Consider the following 19878-nt stretch of genomic DNA (forward strand, 5'->3'; position numbering starts at 1 on the left):
GCCGGTGGTCCGGGCGCTGGTGGGCCCGGCGGTCCCGGTGGGTACGGGTACCCGCCTCAGGGTCCCGGTCGGCCCGGTGGTCCCGGTCCCGGCGGATACGACGGCCCCGGTGGTCCTGGTCAGCCCGGCGGTCCTGGTGGCCCCGGTGGTCCCGGCCAGCCCGGCGGGTACGACGGCCCTGGTGGGCCTGGTCCCGGCGCGCACGGCGGCCCTGGCGGACCCGGTGGCCCGGGCCCGAGCGGCCCCGGTGGACCCGGCGGACCGGGTGCTCCCGGCGCCCCCAACCCCTCCCAGCAGTTCCAGCAGGGCCCGCCCCCGCCGGGCCCCGGCGCTCCGGGCGGCCCGGGTGCCCCCGGTGGCCCTGGCGGCCCCAACGGCCCCGGCACCACCTCCCCGACCGGCCAGCAGTCCCCCGGCCCCGGCCAGGACCCGTTCGGCTACCAGGGCTCGCGGCCCTCGCAGGTGAACCGGCCCGCCGAGCCGATCCCGCCGTTCGGCAACGGCGCCGCTCCCGGCGGCCCGGGCTCCGCGCCCGGACCGAACGGTCCCGGCGGCCCCGGCGGCCCCGGCGGCCCCGGCGGCCCCGGCGGCCCGAACGGACCGGGTGCCCCGCAGGCGTTCCAGCAGGGTCCGCCCGCACCACCCGCGTTCCCGCAGGAGACGGGCTCCCCGCAGGGCCCGCCGCCCCCGCCCGGCCAGGGCGGTCCCGGTGGACCGGGTGGACCCGGTGGACCTGGCGCGGGCCCCGGCGGTCCCGGTGGCCCCGGCGCGCCCTCCTTCGGCGGTGGCGGAGACGACTGGGTCCTCTCCCCGCCCTCGACCTCGGCACCCGGCCAGGGTCACCCCGGCGGCCCGGGCGGCCCCGCAGGTCCCGGCGGCCCCGGCGCCCCGGCCCAGCAGCCCCCGCAGGGCTACCCCGGCCAGGGCGGTCCGCCCCAGCCGACGGGCCCGGGGACCTGGACCGCGACCATCGGCCCCGACCGTGACTACTTCATGGCGATGATGCAGCGCAGCGGCCCCGAGGCCACGGGCCTGAACCTGCCCGCGTACTCCCCGGAGCAGCAGCGTCCGCTGATCGGCAACCAGATCACGATCGGCCGCCGCCGCCACTCCACCGGCGACACCCCCGACATCGACCTGTCGGTGCCGCCGGAGGACCCGGGCGTATCGCACCAGCACGCGGTCCTGGTCCAGCAGCCGGACGGCGGCTGGGCGGTCGTCGACCAGAACTCGACCAACGGCACCACGGTCAACGGCGGCGAGGAGCCCATCCAGCCCTTCGTCCCGATCCCCCTCCAGGACGGCGACCGGGTGCACGTCGGCGCCTGGACGACGATCACCGTCCGCCGGGACTGACCCCGGCCGCCCGGGTCGCCCCGCACCACCCGCACCACCGAAGGGCCGTACGCCCGCCGCCGTCACAGCGGCCAGGCGTACGGCCCTTCCGGGTCGTCGAGCCACGCCCACGCGTACGGCCCGCTGACCGTCACCCCGAACCGTTCCCGCACCGGCCGTCGCTCCCGCTGCCACAGCGCCAGCGCCTCGTGCGGGTCGAGGCTGCCCGCGGTGAGTTCGAGCAGGAAACGGAACAGCTCGCTCTGCAGCGCCCGCCGCGGCAGTCCGCCGATGTGCTGCTCGGGCCGCACCGGCGCGCTGCCGCCGCGCAGCGGCACGAAGTACGCCGGTGTGTGCAGGAACCGCCCCTCCGCGTGCTCGGCGTCCACGACCCGCAGCGCGATCAGGCCGGTCGCGAGGGGCGCGAGGACCCGCGCGCCGGGGCGGCACTGCGCGAGCCAGGCCCGCGGCACCGAGCTGAGCGTGCACGTGGCGATGATCCGGTCGAAGGGCGCCCGCCGCGGACAGCCCGCGGCGCCGTCGCCGGTCACGACGACCGGGCGGTATCCGGCGGCCGTCAGATGCCGCCGCGCGGACTCGGTGATCTCCGGGTCGAGGTCGACGGTGGTGACGTGCTCGTCCCCGAGGCGGTGCGCGAGCAGCGCCGCGTTGTAGCCCGTACCCGCCCCGATCTCCAGGACGTCGTGCGGCGCCCCGTCCCCCACCTCCAGCTCGACGAGCATCTTGGCCATCAGCGAGGGCTGGCTGCTGGAGGAGACCAGCTCCCCGTCCCGCACCCGGGTGGCGAGCGGCGCGTCCGCGTACGCCCCGCGCAGCCACCGCCCCCGGCGCACCGGGTCGGGGTCCTCGCCCCACATCCGCTCGTACCCGCCGCCCGTGCTCACGTAGTAGTACGGCACGAAAAGGTGCCGCGGCACCGCCCGGAACGCCTCCCGCCAGGCCGGGTCGTCGTCCCAGGCCCCGCCGGCCTCGATCTCCCGCACCAGGCCGGCCCGCGCCTCGGCCGCCAGAACGGGGTCCGGCCCACCGGGTTCGTCAGCAAGTGGAGCGTGCGCACCCATACCCCCACTGTGCTGCCCCGGGCCGCTCGATGCGAGTGGTCCTAAGCCTTCCGTCCTCGTCCTTCGCGTCTGAGACCATGGAAGGGTGAATGAGATCCCGCGCGGCACGCTTCAGGAGCAGACCTTCTACGAACAGGTCGGCGGCGAGGAGACCTTCAGGCGCCTGGTGCACCACTTCTACCAGGGAGTCGCGGAGGACCCGCTGCTCCGGCCGATGTACCCGGAGGAGGACCTCGGCCCGGCCGAGGAGCGCCTCGTCCTGTTCCTGATGCAGTACTGGGGCGGCCCCCGCACCTACAGCGACAACCGCGGCCACCCCCGCCTGCGCATGCGCCACGCCCCCTTCACGGTCAACAGGGAAGCCCACGACGCCTGGCTCAAGCACATGCGCGCAGCCGTCGACGCCCTGGACCTCTCCGAAGAACACGACCGCACCCTCTGGAACTACCTCACGTACGCGGCAGCGTCCATGGTCAACACCCCCGGCTGACCACGCTGACCACAAAAAACGCCCACAGCGGCCTCGGCTGCTGTGGGCGATCGCCCCGCGGGCCCGTCAGGTCGGCGTAACGGTGAGCGCCCCCACGCCGGCCCGGCGCACAGCAATAGACCCAAAGGGCGTCCGCAGCCGCAACCACGGCCCGGCCGACAGCAAGTCCAAGGCGTCCCCGCGCAAGAACCCCAACGACTGCGCCGCATGCGCGGCCCGCACGGGCAACTCGGTCCCCGGCACCACCCGGGACCAGATCTCCCGCCCCACCAGATCCAGCTCGGCCCGAACCCGCCGCTCGGGCGCCAACTCCTCGACCCGCCCCCGGAATTCAGCGACAGCGCCCCGCACAAGCCCTCGCACGTCCTCCGCCGAAGGCAACCCGGGCACCTGCTGCCACCCCCCGCGGGGCGGCAGCACCCCGGCCCACGGCGGCCCGGTGACCGCGTCCGGCACGACAGCCGTACCCGCGGTCTCCAGGGACTCGCCCGCCTCCGCCACGGACTCCAGGAGCTCCCCCGCGGAGACGGTCACGTCGAGCGAGGTGTCGAGCCCGTACTCGTACGGCTTCGCGAGGCGCGCCGTACGAATGGCGAGCACCTCGAACGACGGCGGCCGCCCGAACACCGCGAGGGTGTCCCCCGCGGCCTGCAACCGCACCGCGGCGGCCTTGTCGTAGTGGACGAGCCGCGCCAGGAAGGCGGTGAGATCCACCGCCTCCCCGGCGTCGACGAAGTCCAGTCGCACGGTCATGCGACAAGCGCCCCCGCACCGCCCGCGCGCCGGCCACCCGCCGCGTCCGCCGTGTTCTCGGGGCGGTACTCCTCGAGCACGGCCCGCTCCTCGGCGGTGATCCGCCGCGGCCGCTGGGCCCGCAGGTCGAACGGGACGACGATCGTCGAGGCCCGCACGTACACCTGCCCGCCCGCCTCGGGCTCCTTTATCTCGTACGAGATCGTCAGCGACGCGGCCCCGATCTTCGTCACCCACGACTCGATGGTGACCGGCTCGTGCCGGTGCACCAACGGTCGCAGATAGTCGATCTCGTGGCGCGCCACCACGGAGCCGCCCGAGAACGACGGACCGCCGTCGTCGGACGAGAGCCGGAACATGAAGTCGATCCGCGCCTCTTCCAAGTACCGCAGGAAGACGGCGTTGTTGACGTGCCCGAAGGCATCCATGTCCGACCACCGCAGCGGGCAGCTGTAGATGTGGCGCGCCATGTCAGCCCCGCGTGAGCTTCTTGTACGTGGCGCGGTGCGGACGGGCCGCGTCCGGGCCGAGCCGCTCGATCTTGTTCTTCTCGTACGACTCGAAGTTGCCCTCGAACCAGAACCACTTGGACTCGCCCTCGTAGGCGAGGATGTGCGTGGCGACCCGGTCCAGGAACCAGCGGTCGTGGGAGACGACCACGGCGCAGCCCGGGAACTCCAGGAGCGCGTTCTCCAGCGACGACAGGGTCTCGACGTCGAGGTCGTTGGTGGGCTCGTCGAGGAGCAGCAGGTTGCCGCCCTGCTTGAGGGTCAGCGCCAGGTTCAGCCGGTTGCGCTCACCACCGGAGAGCACACCCGCGGGCTTCTGCTGGTCCGGGCCCTTGAAGCCGAACGCGGAGACGTACGCGCGCGAGGGCATCTCGACCTGGCCCACGTTGATGTAGTCCAGCTCGTCCGAGACGACCGCCCACAGCGTCTTCTTCGGGTCGATGTTGGCGCGGCCCTGGTCGACGTAGGAGATCTTGACGGTGTCGCCGACCTTGATGTTGCCCGAGTCCGGCGTCTCCAGGCCCTGGATCATCTTGAACAGCGTGGTCTTGCCGGCGCCGTTCGGGCCGATCACACCCACGATGCCGTTGCGCGGGAGCGTGAACGACAGGTCGTCGATGAGGACCTTGTCGCCGAACGCCTTCGACAGGTTCTCGACCTCGACGACGATGTTGCCCAGACGGGGGCCCGGCGGGATCTGGATCTCCTCGAAGTCCAGCTTCCGCATCTTGTCCGCCTCGGCGGCCATCTCCTCGTAACGCGACAGTCGCGCCTTGGACTTGGCCTGGCGCCCCTTGGCGTTCGACCGCACCCACTCGAGCTCTTCCTTCAGACGCTTCGCACGCTTGGCGTCCTTCTGGCCCTCGACCTTGAGGCGGGTGGCCTTCTTGTCGAGGTACGTCGAGTAGTTGCCCTCGTAGGGGTGCGCGCGGCCGCGGTCCAGCTCGAGGATCCACTCGGCGACGTTGTCCAGGAAGTACCGGTCGTGGGTGACGGCGACGACGGTGCCGGGGTACTTCGCGAGGTGCTGCTCCAGCCACTGCACGGACTCGGCGTCCAGGTGGTTGGTGGGCTCGTCGAGCAGCAGCAGGTCGGGCGCCTCGAGGAGGAGCTTGCACAGCGCGACGCGGCGGCGCTCACCACCGGAGAGGTTGGTGACCGGCCAGTCGCCGGGCGGACAGCCGAGGGCGTCCATGGCCTGCTCCAGCTGGGTGTCCAGGTCCCACGCGTTGGCGTGGTCCAGGTCCTCCTGGAGCTTGCCCATCTCCTCCATCAGCGCGTCCGAGTAGTCGGTCGCCATCAGCTCGGCGACCTCGTTGAACCGCTTGAGCTTGCCCATGACCTCGGCGGCGCCGTCCTGGACGTTCTCCAGGACCGTCTTGGACTCGTCGAGCGGCGGCTCCTGCAGGAGCATGCCGACCGTGTAGCCGGGCGAAAGGAACGCGTCACCGTTCGACGGCTGCTCGAGCCCCGCCATGATCTTGAGCACCGTGGACTTACCGGCACCGTTCGGACCCACGACACCGATCTTCGCGCCGGGCAGGAAGTTCAAGGTGACGTCATCGAGGATCACCTTGTCGCCGTGCGCCTTGCGCGTCTTGCGCATGGTGTAGATGTACTCAGCCAAGAGAAACCGTCCGGCAATCAGTGTGTGGGCAGATACACCCCATCTTGCCGTACAGCCACCCCCCGGAAGAAACCAGTATCACGAGGCCCCCGTGACCTGGCCCTTCCGCGCCCACCTGCGTAGTTGATCAGTCACCCACCGTGGGCACTGCCCACCCGTGCGTCCCCCGCGCCCCGCTCACTCCTCGGACGCCGCCTTCTCCTCGGACCCCGCCTTTTCCGCGCGCTCCGCCTTCTCCACGGGCTCCGCCTTCTCCACGGGCTCCGCCTTTTCCACGGGCTCCGCCTTTTCCACGGGCTCCGCCTTCTCCACGGGCTCCACCGGATCCTTCTTCCTGCGCAGGAAGAAGACCGCGCCGCCGCCGACGACGACCAGGACGACCGCGATGGCGGCTATCAGCGGTGTCGCGTTCGACCCGCCGGTCTCCGCGAGGTCACCGCCGCCGCTCGTACCGCCCGCCGACGCCGGGCTCGGGTTCGACACGGGCTGCGCCTTGCCGTCGACGGCCACCGCGCTGCCCTCGGTCCGGCAGTCGAGCACTCCCTTGAACCGCTTCTCGAACCCGCCCGGCCCCATGATCGTGAAGTCGTAGGGCTGGTCCTCCTGCAGCGGTATCGTCACCGTCCGCCGCTCACCGGCCTTGATGGTGTGCTTGAACCGCATCAGGCTGAAGGTGAACGCCGCGTCCCCCTTGTTGCTCGCCGTGATGTCCACGCCGTTCTTGGCGCAGTTCTTCTCCGCGGACAGGGCGGGTATCGCGCCCTTCTCCGCCCAGTGCGCCGTCGCCGCGGCGGACACCGTGGACTCGCTGGAGCCCGCGAGTATCTGTGTCTGGCTGCGGGTCTCGGAGGTGAAGGCCCGGCCGACCGGCACCGTCGTCGCGGCCTGCACCTCAAGGGCGGCCGTGCCGTCCGGCGTGCCCTTCGGCACGTCGAAGAACAGGCGGCTGCCGTCACGGGCCGTCTTGACCTGCTTGCCGTTCTTGCCGACGACCTTCACCCCGCTCGCCGAGTCCGCGGGCGGTGTGACGGTCACGCTCTCCGCGTCGGTCCGCACGGTCACCGGGCCAAGGCGCTTCCCGGCGTTCCCGGAGACGGCCGAGGGCTCCAGCGTCAGCGACGCCTTCGGCTCGGGGCTGTTGCGCGCGCTGCGCTCCAGATAGTCCGCGAGCTTCTCGGCCCGGGGGTCGGCGGCCTCGACCGTGGTCCTGCGGGGCTTCGCCGCCTTGCTCTCCGCGCTGGGCCCGCCCGGCTTGCTCGACTTGCTCGCCGTCCGCGAACCGTCGGCCCTGCTCGGCCCGCCGGACCCGCCGGCCCCGCCCGGCTCACTGGGCGTACTCGACGCGCTCGGGGACTTCCACTTGCCCAGGTTCTCCGAATACCGCCAGATCGCCACCTGCGTGCCGGCCGCGGCCGACTTCTCGGTGAGCGTGCCCGCGCCCGACTGCCGCGCGAGCTGGGCGAGGTTGTTCACCCGGGGATAGGAGTGCTGGAGGATCCAGCGGATCTTGCCCGCGTGCGGGTTGCCGTTCAGGGACGTGCCGCTCCAGGGAGTCTCCTGGTACTTCGCGTCCTTCTGCGTGGGGTTGTGCAGGTCGATGCAGTACGTCTGCAGCGTGCCGCCGTTGTCCACGGACATCTCGAAGAGGCCCGCGGGGATTCTCTGGCTCTCGCCGTCCTCACGGACGACCGCCTGGCCGTACGTCTTCAGGCCGCCGAGGGTCGCGCTCGCCCCGCCATGGTGCTGCGGGGCGTCCACCGCGGCCGCCGCGGGCGCGGTGACCGTCACTCCGGCCACGACCAGGCCGGACGCGACCGTCGTAGCGGCGACGCGGGCCGCGCCGCGGCCGCGCGCGGGCGATATCGCGAACGCCTTGAGTGCCCGACACGCTGACAACGCAGAAAACACAGAAATCCCCTCCGAGCGGGACCCAATTCACATGGGGGGACTGGCCCCGCCAGCAGATTCAACCGAGCAGACTCACCTGCCGACCGCCCCGCTCAGGCCTCAACCGCCTTACGGAGCCACGCCCGGCATCCTAAGGAAGCGACGCATCGCCGTTCCCAGTAGCGCCGTCAGGCAACCGATCCGAATCGGAATTGTTATCGACAACGCCCCTTCTGAGCTGGGCATATCGACAAATCCATGGTTCCGGTTAGGGGATCGGGTGCCAGATCGGGTGTTGTCCCGCCGTGCGGCGCGGGTCAGCCGACGGGGGTCGGATCCCGCTCCGACTCCGCCTCCTGGACGCCTTCCACCGCGCCCTCCGGTTCACCGCCCGGCTCCGTCCCCGACTTGGTCCGTTGCTCCGCCCCGGGCCCCGTCCACGCCCGCGCCTCCTGCTGGGACCGGGCGTGCGCCCGGTCCCGGGCCCCGGGCTGCGGGGGCAACTCGAACTCCGGCTCATCCTCCGCCCCCGGCACGGCACTTCGCTCCCTCGCCACGGAGTCCACCGGCCTGCGCGCACGCCGGAACGCGGACGTCCCGCGGGCGAGGTCGTGCCCGACGGACTGGGCGTCGATGTCCACGGACCGGAAGTGCTGCCCGCCCCGCTCCTCGTCCCGCACCCTCAACCTGCCCTGCACGATGACCGGTTCGCCGATCGCGAGCGAGCCCTGCACATTGACGCCCAGCGCCCGCCAGGCCCACACCGTGAAGAAGTTGGTGTGCCCGTCCGCCCACGCGTTGCGCGAGCGGTCGAAGTGCCGTGCCGTGACCGCGATCCGAAAGCGTGTCACCGGTCCGGACGGAAGCTCCCTGAACACCGGTGTCGTCGCCACGTTCCCCACCACCGTCACCACCGTGTCGTTCATGCCGACCCCTCCCCTGCGTCCACACACGTGCGGGCTCCTCCCGCACGCCCACGTCTGAGTCCGCGGCCGCTCGCCCCCGCCTTCGCGCTCCGGCGTCGGCGGTCGGTGGGCTGCCGCGATCTCAGATTGCACCGGCCGGGCCGAGCCCGCTGAGCCCTGTGTCCTACCGGCCGGTTGTGGACAACTCCGTCACCCGACGGAGCCCTTCCGCTTCCCTCGCGCCCCACGCCTCGGCCCAGGCCCGTCCCCCCTGCCCTCACCCCCGCCGAGCCACCCGCACGTACTGCTCCCGAACCTCCCGGTACCGCAACAGCTCAGCCGCCACCGGATCGAGCACCCGCGCCCGCCCGCACCCCGCGGCCGCCTCCCGCAGCCGCCGCTCGGCCTCGAAGCCGTACCGCCGCGCCGGCCCGCGCGCCGCCATCCCGCTGGCCCACTCCACGCACGGCCCGCCGACGATGCCCAGCGCCATCAGAAGCACCGGCACGCCCAGGTTCGGCTCCGCGACGCCGACGATCTGCCCCACGAGCCAGAGCCCGCCGACGACCTGAAGCAGCGTCATGGCCGCCTGCGCGAGGACCGCCACCGGCCACCAGCCGGGCCGCGGCGGCCGTCCGTCCGGCAGCGCCGCCCGCAGCGCCAGCTCGTCGAGCGCCTCGGGCAGCCCCTGGGCGCCGCGCGCCGCCGCCTCCCGGACGGCCTGCCCCCACGGAGTGGGCAGCCCGGTGGCCGCCTCGTCGGCGACGGTGCGTACGGCGTGCTCCACGCGCGCGCGTGCCGTCGCCTCCTCGTCCACGGAGGGCGCCACGACGTGCCTGCCCGTGCTGTGCGGGAAGCGCTGCGCCTCGTACCAGCGCCACAGCCGCAGCCAGGGCGACGAGCACGCCCGGCCCGCGTGCCTGCGCCAGGCCCGCTCGGCGGCCTGGCCCGCCGCCGCCGCGCCGACCGCCTCCCCGAGCCGTTCGGAGAACTCCTCGCGCGCCTCCTCGCTGAGCCCGATCGCGCCCCGCGCGGACGCCGACCCCGCTCCGGCCGCGTACACGGGCCGCAGGTGTGCCGCCGCCGCGTCCAGGTCCGCCTCGATGCGCCGCGCCGCGGCCCCCCGCTCGCGGGTGAACTGGCCGAGGGCCTCGCGCAGATCGCCGACGCCCTCCCCGGTGAGGGCGGACAGCGCGAGCACCGTGGCGCCCGGTTCGCCGTGCTCGCCGAGCGCGATGCCGTCCTCGTCGAGGAGCCGCCGCAGATCGTCGAGCACCTGGTCGGCGGCGTCTCCGGGGAGCCGGTCCACCTGGTTGAGCACGACGAACATGACCTCGGCGTGCCCGGCGAGCGGGCGCAGATAGCGCTCGTGCAGCATCGCGTCCGCGTACTTCTCCGGGTCGACGACCCAGATGACCGCGTCGACGAGCCCGAGGATCCGGTCGACGTGCTCGCGGTGGTCCCCCGCGGCCGAGTCGTGGTCGGGCAGGTCGACGAGAACGAGCCCCTGAAGGGTCTGCGCGTCGGCCCCTTGGAGCGGCCGTCGGCGCAGCCTTCCGGGGATGCCGAGCCGGTCGAGCAGCCCCGCGGCGCCGTCCGTCCAGCTGCACCCGATGGGCGCGGCTGTGGTCGGTCTGCGGACGCCCGTCTCCGAGATCATCACGCCCGCCAGGGCGTTGAAGAGGGTCGACTTGCCGCTGCCCGTGGCACCCGCGAGGGCGACGACGGTGTGCCGGTCGGACAGCCGCCGCCGCGCCGCGGCCTCGTCGAGCACGCGCCCGGCCTCGGCGAGCGTCTCGCTGTCGAGCCGCGTACGGGACAGCCCGATCAGCTCACGCAGCGCGTCGAGACGCCCCCGGAGGGGCCCTTCGTAGACGACGGTCGTGTCCTGCGGGAGGGCACTGTTCTCGTACGGGGTGCGGGTGTCGTACGCGGTGGAGTCCCCGTACGAGGACGGCCTCCCCGTGGACACGGCCGACGGCGAACCGGCTGCCACCGATCCGGCGAGCACCTCGGCCACGGTCCGGGAGCGGCCGTTCCCCGGGGACGCACCGGGCACCACGCGCCGCGCGATGAGCCCGTCGTCCCAGGCGCCGTCGCCCTCGCGCGCGGGGTGGCCGTTTTCGTCACCCGCACCGGCGTGATCAGCGAGCCCCGCGCCCGAGGTGCTCTCGCCTCCGTCAGCACGCTCGCGGCCCTCCGCACGCTCGCCGCCCTCCGCACGCTCGCCGCCGTCAGCACCGCTTGCCGCGGCATGCGTACCGTCCGCGCTGTCTGCGCCGTCCGCACTGTCTGCGTTGCCTACGCTGCCTGCGCGTTCCAAGTCGCCGGTGTGATCGGTGTGTCCCGTGACGGCGGTCACCGCGGTCACCTCTCCTTCTGCAGTACGGACAGCGCGGCGATGAGTTCGGCCTGGGGTTCCGGGTTGACGTCGAGTGCGTCGAGGGGGGCCAGGCGCCGCTCGCGCTCCGCGCCGAGGACCTTGTCCAGGTAGTCGGTGAGCAGGCGGCCGCCGCGGTCGCGCAGCCGCAGCGCCCCGTGGGCGCCGATGCGCTCGGCCAGCGTCTCCCCGGCGGTGCGGGCCCGCCGCCCGCCGAGCAGGGCGGTGGCGAGCAGCGCGGCGACGACGTCGGCGTCGGGCAGGGTGCTCCTGTCGGCGCGGTCGAGGGCGCGGACCTCGTCCTCGGCGTACTCCTCGAGTTCGCGCCGCCAGCGTCGTACGGCCATGCCGATGCGGTGTTCGGGGCTGTCCCCGTCTTCGTAGGGGGCCCTTTCGTACCGTCCGCCGCTGCGGACGAGCGCGGGGGCCTGGGCGGCGGGCTCGCGTCGCCACGCGTCGTCGATGTGTTCGTCGGCGGCGGTGACCGCGCACAGCAGGAGCGCTTCGAGGCTCTCGGAGATGGCGTCGAGGAGCTCTCCGGGGCCGCAGTCGAGCGGGTAGGCGCGCCAGCGCTTCAGGGCGTCCCCGGCGAGCGCGGCGCCTGCCTGGAGGCGGGCACGTACGCGCGTGTGCTCGCTTTCGTAGGCCTCGTCGACGGCGGACGTGAGGCGCAGGGCGGCGGCGTACTGGGCGGCGACGGCACCGGCGAGTTCCGGCATGCGGGAGTTCAGCGAACCGAGGACTCCGTAGGCGGTGCGTTCGATGGCCTGTCCACGGGAGGCGGGGTCTTCCGCGCGGTGGGCGAGCCAGGTGCGCAGGGGTTCCACGGCGGTGGCGGGGAGGAGGCCGCCGCCACCGGCGGACTCGGGCAGTTCGGGGACGGTGAAGCGGGGTACGTCACCGAGTCCGGCCTTGGCGAGGAGGGCGCCGTACTGCCGTGACACCTCGCCGACGACCTGGTGGGGGACGCGGTCGAGGACGGTGACGAGGGTGGCGTCCTGTTCCTTGGCGGTGCGCAGCAGATGCCAGGGCACGGCGTCGGCGTACCGGGAGGCGGTGGTGACCATGACCCACACGTCGGCCGCGCAGATCAGCTCGGCGGCGAGGACGCGGTTGTCGGCGACGAGGGAATCGATGTCGGGGGCGTCGAGGAGGGCGAGGCCGCAGGGCAAGGTGTCGGCGGTCTCGACGCGCAGGACGCGCTCGTTCTCGCCGCCCGTGCCCCGGGCGGCCCCGTCGTCGCCCTTCCCCCGGCCGGCCCCGTCGTCGCCCGCGCGGCCCTGTCGGGGCGCCCACGCGCGCGTGAGGTGCGGCAGGACGCGCATCCCGGCGAACCAGTGCTGGTCCTCCGGGTGGCACACCAGGACGGGCGTGCGGGTCGTGGGCCGCAGGACACCCGCTTCGCTGACCTGACGGCCCACCAGAGAGTTCACGAGCGTGGACTTGCCCGCTCCGGTGGAGCCGCCGACAACGGCCAGCAAGGGCGCTTCGGGGGCCCGTAGCCGGGGCACCAGATAGTCGTCGAGCTGTGCGAGAAGCTCGTCCCGGTTGGCCCGCGCGCGTGGCGCCCCCGCGAGAGGGAGCGGAAAGCGTGCGGCGGCGACACGCTCACGCAGGGCGGAGAGTGCGTCAAGCAGTTGAGGCCGTACGTCCAAGGTCACCACATGCGAAGAATGCCCAATTTTGGCGCCTTTCTGAAGCATATGGGCACCCCTGCGCGCCGATCGGACACCCGCGACGGAAGGGACGACTGGGGCGCAGGCATAACGAGTGCACAACACCCGGGGCGACAGACGCCAAAAGCGGTGCGAGATTCGCACCTGCCTGCGATTATCAGGACCGCTTCACCGAACCTCCACATCGCGTGGCGGAGGTGAAGCACCAGGGACAAGCCACCAGGAGCCCTATCCTTGTCCCCGGTCCATGGTCCACGGCCCCCGGCAAGGCCACGGACCACCCCACACCGGGCTCCAGGCCACCGGCCACCACCCGGCCCCCGTAGCTCAGTGGATAGAGCAGGTGCCTTCTAAGCACTTGGCCGCAGGTTCGAGTCCTGCCGGGGGCGCCACACAGCAGGGCAGCGCGACCCGCCCGTGACGGCTGACGCGTCACGGATGAGCCGGAGCGGACGGATCAGTCACTTCAGGGCACGGCGCTGCTGCGGGTTTCCGTCGAACCGGTTCATGCGCTCCAGCACCTGGGCGACGTCCGGCCGCCGGATCTCGTCGACGATCCGGCCGTCCGCGAGGAAGACGACACGATCCGTGCGGGCGGCCGCCACGGGGTCGTGCGTCACCATGACGATCGTCTGTCCCAGCTCTCGGGCCAATCGGCCGAGCAGCGAGAGAACTTCCGCCCCGGCCCGGGTGTCCAGGTTTCCCGTCGGCTCGTCGGCGAAGATGATGTCGGGGCGCCCGGCCATGGCCCTCGCGCAGGCCACCCGCTGCTGCTGGCCGCCGGACAGCTGTGGCGGGCGGTGGGAGAGACGGTCCGTCAGGCCCAGCGCCGTGACGATCTGTTCGAGCCACTGCGGGTTCGGGCGTCGGCCGGCGATGCCCAAGGGAAGCGTGATGTTCTCGGCCACGGTCAGGGTCGGCAGGAGATGGAAGTCCTGAAAGACGAAACCGATCCGCTCCCTGCGCAGCCGGGTCAGCGCCCTGTCGGAGAGTCCTGACAGCTCGACCTCACCGAGCCTCACCGAGCCGGACGTGGGGCTGTCGAGTCCCGCCAGGCACTGCATCAGGGTGGACTTCCCCGAACCGGACGGCCCCATGATCGCCGTGAACTGTCCCTGGTGGAAGGAGACGGAGACATCGGACAGGGCAGTGACGCGCAGTCCGGCGTCACCGTGCACCTTGGTGAGTTCCGATGCGGATGCCGCCGCGGAGAGTGCCCCCGTCCGGGCTCCGCTGCTGTGGGGAAGATGTGCTGAAGTCACACGGCGCTCCTAGCGGTTCGTGAAGGTGTGCCCGGGCGGGGAGGGCGCACGCAGCCCTGCTCGGCCGGCCAGCAGGGCGAGGAAGCGGGCGTTCAGGGCCCGGGCGGCGCTTCCCGACCGTCCGTCGTGCCCGCTGTTGTCCTGATGGTCGAGGAGAACCGGCGCGTCACTGGAGGTGGCCTCCTGCAGCGCCGCACACAGCTTCCACGCGTGCCAGGGGCGCACCCGCGCGTCATTGCCCCCGGACACGAAGAGGGTGGCGGGGTACGGCGTGCCGTCGCGCACCCGGTGGTAGGGGGAGTAGCCCAGGAGCGCCCGCAGCGCGTCCCGGTCCGCGGGATGGCCGTATTCGGCGTGCCAGAGGTTGCCCAGGCCGCCGATGTGATAGCGCGCCATGTCGGTGAGCGGGGCCACGCACACCGCGGCGGCGAAGAGGTGCGGGGCGCGCACCAGGGCCGCGGCAAGGACCAACCCTCCGTTGCTGGCGGAGAGGGCGGCGAGTTGTCCGGGTCCCGCCTCGCCTTCCGACTGGAGATGCCGGGCGGCCGCGCACAGGTCGTCGACGGTGCCGGACTTTCCTGGACCGCGTCCGGCTCGGGCCCAGCGCGGTCCGAGCTCGCCGCCGCCACGGGCGTGGACCCAGGCGACGCGACCGCCTGCGGCGAGCCATGCCGCGACGACCGGATCCCAGGAAGGCTCGAGCGAGACGCCGAAGCCGCCGTAGACGGTGATCAGGGTGGGGGCCGGTCGGCCTGCGGGCACGGTCGGCGGGTCGCAGATGGTGACGGGGACGGTGGCCCCGTCACCACTGGTGGCGGCTGCCGTGCGCAGGGTTGAAGCTCGTACGTTGCGCGGGGCTGACGCTCGTACGTTGCGCAGAGTTGAAGCGCCCGCGTTGCGCGCGGCTGGACCGCGCGCGTGCGGGCCACGCTGCGCACGCGCGGTGACGCGACAGCTGACCGCGCCGAACCGCGGGTCGTCCACCAGGACCCAGGCCGCGTCGCCCAGTCCGCCGTCGGGACGGCGAGCGGTCGGTCCGACGCGAAGGCGCGCGTGCCAGGTGAACCCGGATGCGGCGGGTTCGCGGATGCCTTCATCCGCGCTCGCCACCGCGTCGTGCTCCAGTGCGTCGCGCTCCGATGCGTCGGACAGCGACCCTCCGGACAGCGGCGCGTCGTACTCCGGTGCCTCGGGCAGCGACGCATCGGACTCCGCGCCAAGCTCCGTGATCACCCGCTGGACGTCCAGCCGCCTCGTGGTGCCCAACTGCCTCAGCACGGCGAGAGACGCAGCGGCACCGACGCTGCCGGAATCGAGTACGCGCAGTGCGCGGATCGTCTCTTCCCTCCCCTCTGCCCCCTCTCGCCCCTCGTCCGCCGCTTCGGAGGAAGGGGAGACCAGGGGGACGAAGTGCGCCGGGTGTCCACGGGAGACTGACGTCAGGTCGAGCCGGAACAGCCCGTTCCCACCGATGTACAGGTCGTCCGGGCCGATGGCGAACGCCGTGACGTGAACACCGGCCATCGGCAGCTCCTGCCAGTCCGGCGTGCCCGAGCCGTCCCATCGCGTACACCACCAGCGTGCGGCCGGAGAAGCAGGCGTCCGGGTCCGCAGGAGCAGGTGGTTTCCGTGACCTGTGTGCAGCGAAAGGCGCACGGGCCCCGGGACGGGCAGCCCGACCGTGCGCGGGGGCCCGCCCTGGAGCCGGCGGACACGCAGCTCGTGCTCGGTGCGGTTCCCGGAGCTGTACACCAGCAGATCGCCGACGAACGCGACGGCGGGGTGCGGGGACGCGTCGGACAGGTGCCACGCCGGTGGCCCCTGAGCGGCGGGGACGACGTGGAGGCCACCGTTCTCGTGGCCGTCGAGGTGGAGTTGCATCACGACGGCGTTCCCGGTGGCGTCCGGGAGCCAGAAAGGCACACGGCCGTGAGAGGAGTGGTCGCCGGTGTCGAGGAGTACGCGCCGACGGCCGTCCGCTTCGGACACGGCGATCACCTCACCGTCGTCCGCGGTGAGGTGATGGCTGAAGAGTCTGCCACCGGCTTCCGCGCGCGGGCTCAGCTCACGGCCGACCGCGGCGGCATCGATCTCTTCGAGCTGCTTCTCCCAGGTGCGTTCCTCGTGGTGTCGTACGTGCCGTGCGAGCAGGCCGTGTTGGAGACGGAGCCACGAACGCGTACGCGGGGAGCCCTCCTCCTCCAGCCAGCGGTACGGGTCGGCGCGGCCGTCCAGGGACGCTTCGGGTGCAACTGGCACGGCGTCACCCACGACGAACCTCCAGGGAGCGTGCTTCAGGGTGGGAGAGGTCGTCGGAATGTCCCGCGTGGTGGGTGGTGATGAAAGCACCGACGACGGCGAGAAGGAGCACCAGACCGGCTGCCCCGAACACCGTCGAGGTCATGCCGAACTGATGGGCGCTCGCTCCGGCCAGCACGGGGCCGAGCGGCGCGATGGCTTGGGCGAGGAAGCCGCTGCCGCTGTGGACCCGCCCCTGCAGGCGCAGGGGGGTGATGCGCATCTGCGCGGCGGAGACGACCACCGTGATGACCGGTCCCGCGGCAGCCGCGAGCGCGAGCATGAGCGCCGAGCCCCAGGTGGTCCGTACCACCGCGAAGCCCAGCAGCGCGGCGGCGATCACGGCGGTGGCCCCGACGATGGCGTGGCGTACGGGAAGGCGGCGTGCCACGGGTGCTGCGACGAGAGCGCCGACGAGAGCGCCGGCTCCGAGTGCGGCGGTCTGCACGCCGACGCTCACTTCCCCGGCACCCGCGCTCTGGGTGGAGGCGATGATGACGATCAAGAGCCCGTTGAAGACGAGGTTGAGCACGGTGGCGTTGAGGGCCCCGTAGCGCAGCAGGGGGGACCGCCAGAGGAAACGCAGGCCCTCGACAGTGGCTCCGAGTGGTGTCTTCTCCTCGCTGACGGGGCCCATGTTCGAGGGCAGGAGGAAGGCACAGCAGGCGGCGGTGAGGTACGTCATGGCGTCGGCGCCGAACACCCAGGCGGCGTCGGCCTTGAGGAGCGCACCGCCCGCCAGGGGTCCGGCGATCATGGCGAACGCCGAACGGCCCTGCAGCAGGGCCAGCGCTCTCGGGAGCAGGTCCGCGTCGACGACGTTGCGTACGGCGACGTTCTCGGCGGGTGCCAGGGTGCTGCCGACGGCTCCCAGGAGGAAGGCGGCGACGAGGAGCAGGGCCAAGTGCGCGGCGTGTGAGGCCTGCAGGGCCGCGAGCGCACCCAGGACCAGCGCGCCCACGGCGTTGCACCACAGGAGGATCGTCCTGCGTTCGTGCCGGTCCGCGAGCAGCCCCGCCGGAAGCCTCGCCGCGACGATGCCGAGGGACAGGGCGGTACTGATGAGCCCCGCGGCCCGGACGTCACCGCTGTCCTGGAAGGAGACCAGGGGCAGCGCGACCGCCGAGGCTCCCGTTCCCACCGCGGAGGCGGACTCGCCGCAGAACAGCAGCCAGAACACTCCTCCCAACCGCGGTCTCATGCACGCCTCCTGGCGAACTGCGCCTGGACGTCGTGCAGGGGGTGGGCCGTCATCGCCGAAGGGACCGCGACGGCAAGCACGGCGGCCAACAGCACACCGACGGTCCACGGCAGGTCGAGGGCCGGGGCCGCGCCGACGCCGAGCACCATGGCCAGCGGGATCAGGCAGGCCAACGCGGTGATCGCGGCCAGGGCGACGCCGATGGCGGCGGCGCCGACCGATTCATAGAGGACGCAACGCAGCATCTGCATGCGGCCCAGTCCGAGTGCGCGGAGGTGGGCGTGCTGGGCGCGCCGGTCGCGTTGGGCGAGCGAACACGTGTTGGCGGCGGCCAGCAGCGCGTAGCCCGAGATCACGGAGACGATCAGACGGGACGCCAGGTCGTCCGCCGGGTTCCTCGGGGTGAGGTGGTCGAGGTAGTGGGCGCGTGTCTCCAGCTTCTGGCCCTTGTCGGCGAGCCCTGGGCGCGGGGCGCCCGTGAGCAGGATCCTGTCGGCGTAGGGGGCTTTGGTGTGCTCCAGGGCCGTGGTGCGCGGGATCACGAACTCCGGGAAGGCCAGGTCGCGTTCGTAGACGGCGACCAGAGTCAGCGCCTGCCGTGATCCGTCCGCCAGGGTCAGCCGGACCTTCTGGCCGAGCCGCCAGTGATGCGCGTCGGCCTGCATGGCGCCCGCGGCGAAGGTTCCTCCGCGTACGGCGGACATCCGGCCTTCGCGTACTCCGAGATCGAGCACCTTCGCCAGTCGTGGGCCGTCCACGCCCCAGGTGTCGACCGGTGCCGGCTGGTCGTCCAACGCCGTCGGCGCGGCGGTCACTTCGGTGTGCACGAGCGCCGTGGCGGGCCCTCCGGGAGAGTGGGGGACGACGGGAAGGCGGTGCCCGGGCTCCGCGGTCACCACGCCGGTGGCGAGGAGTCCGTCCTCGGTCTGGCGATGCACTGCCTGCCCGATGGTGGCTCCGGCGCCGAGCAGGGACACGGCGACCCCGACGGCCAGCATGACCGGCACCGCCATCGCTGTCGTACGCGAGGCTGCCGCGCTCAACCCGGCCGCGGCCACCCGCCCGACACGGCGGTCGACGATCCGCAGGACGGCGCACACCGGACGGATCAGGGGCGGCACGACCCAGGGAGCGAGCACGGCGAGGCTGGGGATCAGGGTCAGTGCCAGGCCGGGGGTCATCGCGGCCCGCACGGTCACCGGCAGATCCATGAAGGCCATGACGCACAGCAGCGGAACGCACAGCATCAGGATCATGAGGAGACCGGTCACCAGGCGGGCCCGGCGACGGGAGTTCGCCGTGGCCGACCCCGGGTCCTTCAGGAGCATCCCGGGGCTGACCCGCCCCGCCGCGAGCACACTGGCAAGAGCCGCAAGGACCGCGACGGCTCCGGTGATGAGGCAGACCCCGGCCCCGGTCGACCAGGCTTGGCCGGCGGACGGCAGCGAAGCCGTCCCGGGGAAGAGCTCACGGTCCACGAGCAGTTGGCGTCCCAGCCGTGCGAGGGGCACCATGCCGAGCGCCGCTCCCACCGCGGCGGAGGCGAGCGCCAGCGTCAGCACGTCACCGGCGACCATGCGGCGCAACCGCCCGGCAGTGACTCCGAGGGCGCGCAGCACGGCGAACTGGTGCAGCCGCTGGCCCGTCCAGAGCGAGACGGTGGAGCCGACGACGAGGACCGCGGACATCACGAGCAGGGACAGGAGCAGGGCGAGCAGGTCCTGGGCGTCCTGGGCGGCGGCGGCCTCAACCGAGTTCTCCGCGTAGTCCGGGAGACTCGCGGCTATCAGCAGCAGCGCGCTCGCCCCCACACCGGCCGCGGTCGCGGCGCAGGCCAGGGCTGTGCCGGCGACTCGACCGGGGTAGGCCCTGGCTTCGGAGACGAAGAGACGTCGCATGCTGGTCGAGCCAGCAAGGGAACGAGAGGTGCGTGACGCCGCGGACATCGGCTTTCTGTCCTCCACCGGGGGCACATATGCTGGGCGAAGTACGGGGGGCCACCCGAATCGTGGCCCCCCGTACTCATCGGCTAGAACGGGACGGGCGTGCTCCCGTCTCAGTGGCAGGCAGCGCCGCTGAGGGTGCTGATCGGAGCGTCAGTGACGGTCTCCTCGTCGAGCTCCTGAAGAGCCAGAACGTTCTGCATGGCAATCACCTCCCTTCATCACAAGTCACCGATCGACGGCCTCCGCACCTCAGTGGCAGGCAGCGCCGCTGAGCGTGCTGATCGGAGCGTCAGTGACGGTCTCCTCGTCGAGCTCCTGAAGAGCCAGAACGTTCTGCATGGCAATCACCTCCCTTCGCTGTGAATCACCGCGAATCACCGACCGACGACCTCCACGGCAACACCTCAGTGGCAGCCGGCGGCGCTGAACGTACTGATCGGAGCGTCAGTGACGGTCTCCTCGTCGAGCTCCTGAAGAGCCAGGACGTCCTGCATGGGCGATCACCTCCCTTCGTGGCACGTCACCGA

Annotated in this window: 17 protein-coding genes and 1 tRNA gene; 3 read left to right on the forward strand and 15 right to left on the reverse strand. The window is 72.5% G+C overall.

What is annotated here, in order from left to right:
* The first annotated feature begins 462 nt into the window (after positions 1-462).
* Positions 463-1356, forward strand: a complete 894-nt coding sequence (locus ACFVHO_RS27185; protein WP_385719808.1) for an FHA domain-containing protein — start codon at positions 463-465, stop codon at positions 1354-1356.
* Between the two features lie 62 nt (positions 1357-1418).
* Here the strand turns inward: ACFVHO_RS27185 and ACFVHO_RS27190 are convergent, their stop codons facing one another.
* Positions 1419-2417 (reverse strand): methyltransferase domain-containing protein, encoded by a 999-nt coding sequence (locus tag ACFVHO_RS27190; RefSeq protein WP_385719811.1) that lies wholly within the window; start codon positions 2415-2417, stop codon positions 1419-1421.
* Between the two features lie 85 nt (positions 2418-2502).
* Between ACFVHO_RS27190 and ACFVHO_RS27195 the strand changes: the two genes are divergently transcribed.
* A complete protein-coding gene (locus tag ACFVHO_RS27195) occupies positions 2503-2907 on the forward strand; it encodes a globin (RefSeq protein WP_385719813.1) in 405 nt (134 codons plus the stop codon).
* A 66-nt stretch (positions 2908-2973) separates the two neighbouring features.
* Here the strand turns inward: ACFVHO_RS27195 and ACFVHO_RS27200 are convergent, their stop codons facing one another.
* The 7 genes from ACFVHO_RS27200 to ACFVHO_RS27230 form a co-directional block, all read right to left on the reverse strand.
* Complete coding sequence (locus ACFVHO_RS27200; RefSeq protein ID WP_385719816.1) at positions 2974-3660, reverse strand: hypothetical protein; 687 nt, start codon at positions 3658-3660, stop codon at positions 2974-2976.
* Entirely contained in the window at positions 3657-4130 is a 474-nt protein-coding gene (locus ACFVHO_RS27205) for an acyl-CoA thioesterase (protein WP_385719819.1), read from the reverse strand. Before ACFVHO_RS27205 ends, ACFVHO_RS27200 begins: the two co-directional genes overlap by 4 nt.
* A 1-nt stretch (position 4131) precedes the next feature.
* Positions 4132-5796, reverse strand: coding sequence for an energy-dependent translational throttle protein EttA (gene ettA, locus ACFVHO_RS27210; RefSeq protein ID WP_385719822.1), 1665 nt, complete (start codon positions 5794-5796; stop codon positions 4132-4134).
* A 177-nt stretch (positions 5797-5973) separates the two neighbouring features.
* A complete protein-coding gene (locus tag ACFVHO_RS27215) occupies positions 5974-7659 on the reverse strand; it encodes an LAETG motif-containing sortase-dependent surface protein (RefSeq protein WP_385719924.1) in 1686 nt (561 codons plus the stop codon).
* A gap of 341 nt (positions 7660-8000) precedes the next feature.
* The gene (locus ACFVHO_RS27220; protein ID WP_385719825.1) at positions 8001-8609 is read right to left on the reverse strand and encodes a single-stranded DNA-binding protein; all 609 of its coding nucleotides are present in this window, start codon (positions 8607-8609) and stop codon (positions 8001-8003) included.
* Positions 8610-8865: 256 nt separating this feature from the next.
* The gene (locus ACFVHO_RS27225; RefSeq protein ID WP_385719927.1) at positions 8866-10950 is read right to left on the reverse strand and encodes a GTPase; all 2085 of its coding nucleotides are present in this window, start codon (positions 10948-10950) and stop codon (positions 8866-8868) included.
* A gap of 5 nt (positions 10951-10955) precedes the next feature.
* Positions 10956-12632 carry a dynamin family protein gene (locus ACFVHO_RS27230; RefSeq protein ID WP_385719828.1) on the reverse strand — a complete coding sequence of 559 codons (1677 nt, stop codon included), beginning with the start codon at positions 12630-12632 and terminating at the stop codon, positions 10956-10958.
* Between the two features lie 328 nt (positions 12633-12960).
* Here ACFVHO_RS27230 and ACFVHO_RS27235 point away from each other — a divergent pair.
* A tRNA-Arg gene (locus ACFVHO_RS27235) sits at positions 12961-13036 on the forward strand.
* 69 nt (positions 13037-13105) lie between these two features.
* On the opposite strand, the gene ACFVHO_RS27240 is transcribed toward ACFVHO_RS27235, so the two are convergent.
* From ACFVHO_RS27240 to ACFVHO_RS27270, 7 genes are all read right to left on the reverse strand, one after another.
* Positions 13106-13906: an ABC transporter ATP-binding protein gene (locus ACFVHO_RS27240; RefSeq protein WP_385719831.1), complete on the reverse strand. Its 801-nt coding sequence runs from the start codon at positions 13904-13906 to the stop codon at positions 13106-13108.
* A gap of 9 nt (positions 13907-13915) precedes the next feature.
* Positions 13916-16165: a prolyl oligopeptidase family serine peptidase gene (locus ACFVHO_RS27245; protein ID WP_385719834.1), complete on the reverse strand. Its 2250-nt coding sequence runs from the start codon at positions 16163-16165 to the stop codon at positions 13916-13918.
* Between the two features lie 4 nt (positions 16166-16169).
* A complete protein-coding gene (locus tag ACFVHO_RS27250; protein WP_385719837.1) occupies positions 16170-17405 on the reverse strand; it encodes an MFS transporter in 1236 nt (411 codons plus the stop codon).
* Positions 17402-19303, reverse strand: a complete 1902-nt coding sequence (locus tag ACFVHO_RS27255; protein WP_385719839.1) for an FtsX-like permease family protein — start codon at positions 19301-19303, stop codon at positions 17402-17404. The genes ACFVHO_RS27250 and ACFVHO_RS27255 overlap by 4 nt, the downstream gene beginning before the upstream one ends.
* A gap of 158 nt (positions 19304-19461) precedes the next feature.
* Entirely contained in the window at positions 19462-19551 is a 90-nt protein-coding gene (locus ACFVHO_RS27260) for a class III lanthipeptide (protein ID WP_385719842.1), read from the reverse strand.
* 49 nt (positions 19552-19600) lie between these two features.
* A complete protein-coding gene (locus ACFVHO_RS27265) occupies positions 19601-19690 on the reverse strand; it encodes a class III lanthipeptide (RefSeq protein WP_385719842.1) in 90 nt (29 codons plus the stop codon).
* A 65-nt stretch (positions 19691-19755) separates the two neighbouring features.
* Positions 19756-19845, reverse strand: coding sequence for a class III lanthipeptide (locus ACFVHO_RS27270; protein WP_385719845.1), 90 nt, complete (start codon positions 19843-19845; stop codon positions 19756-19758).
* Positions 19846-19878: the final 33 nt, after the last annotated feature.

It is taken from the genome of Streptomyces sp. NPDC127108 (assembly GCF_042677545.1).
Taxonomy (GTDB): Bacteria; Actinomycetota; Actinomycetes; order Streptomycetales; family Streptomycetaceae; genus Streptomyces.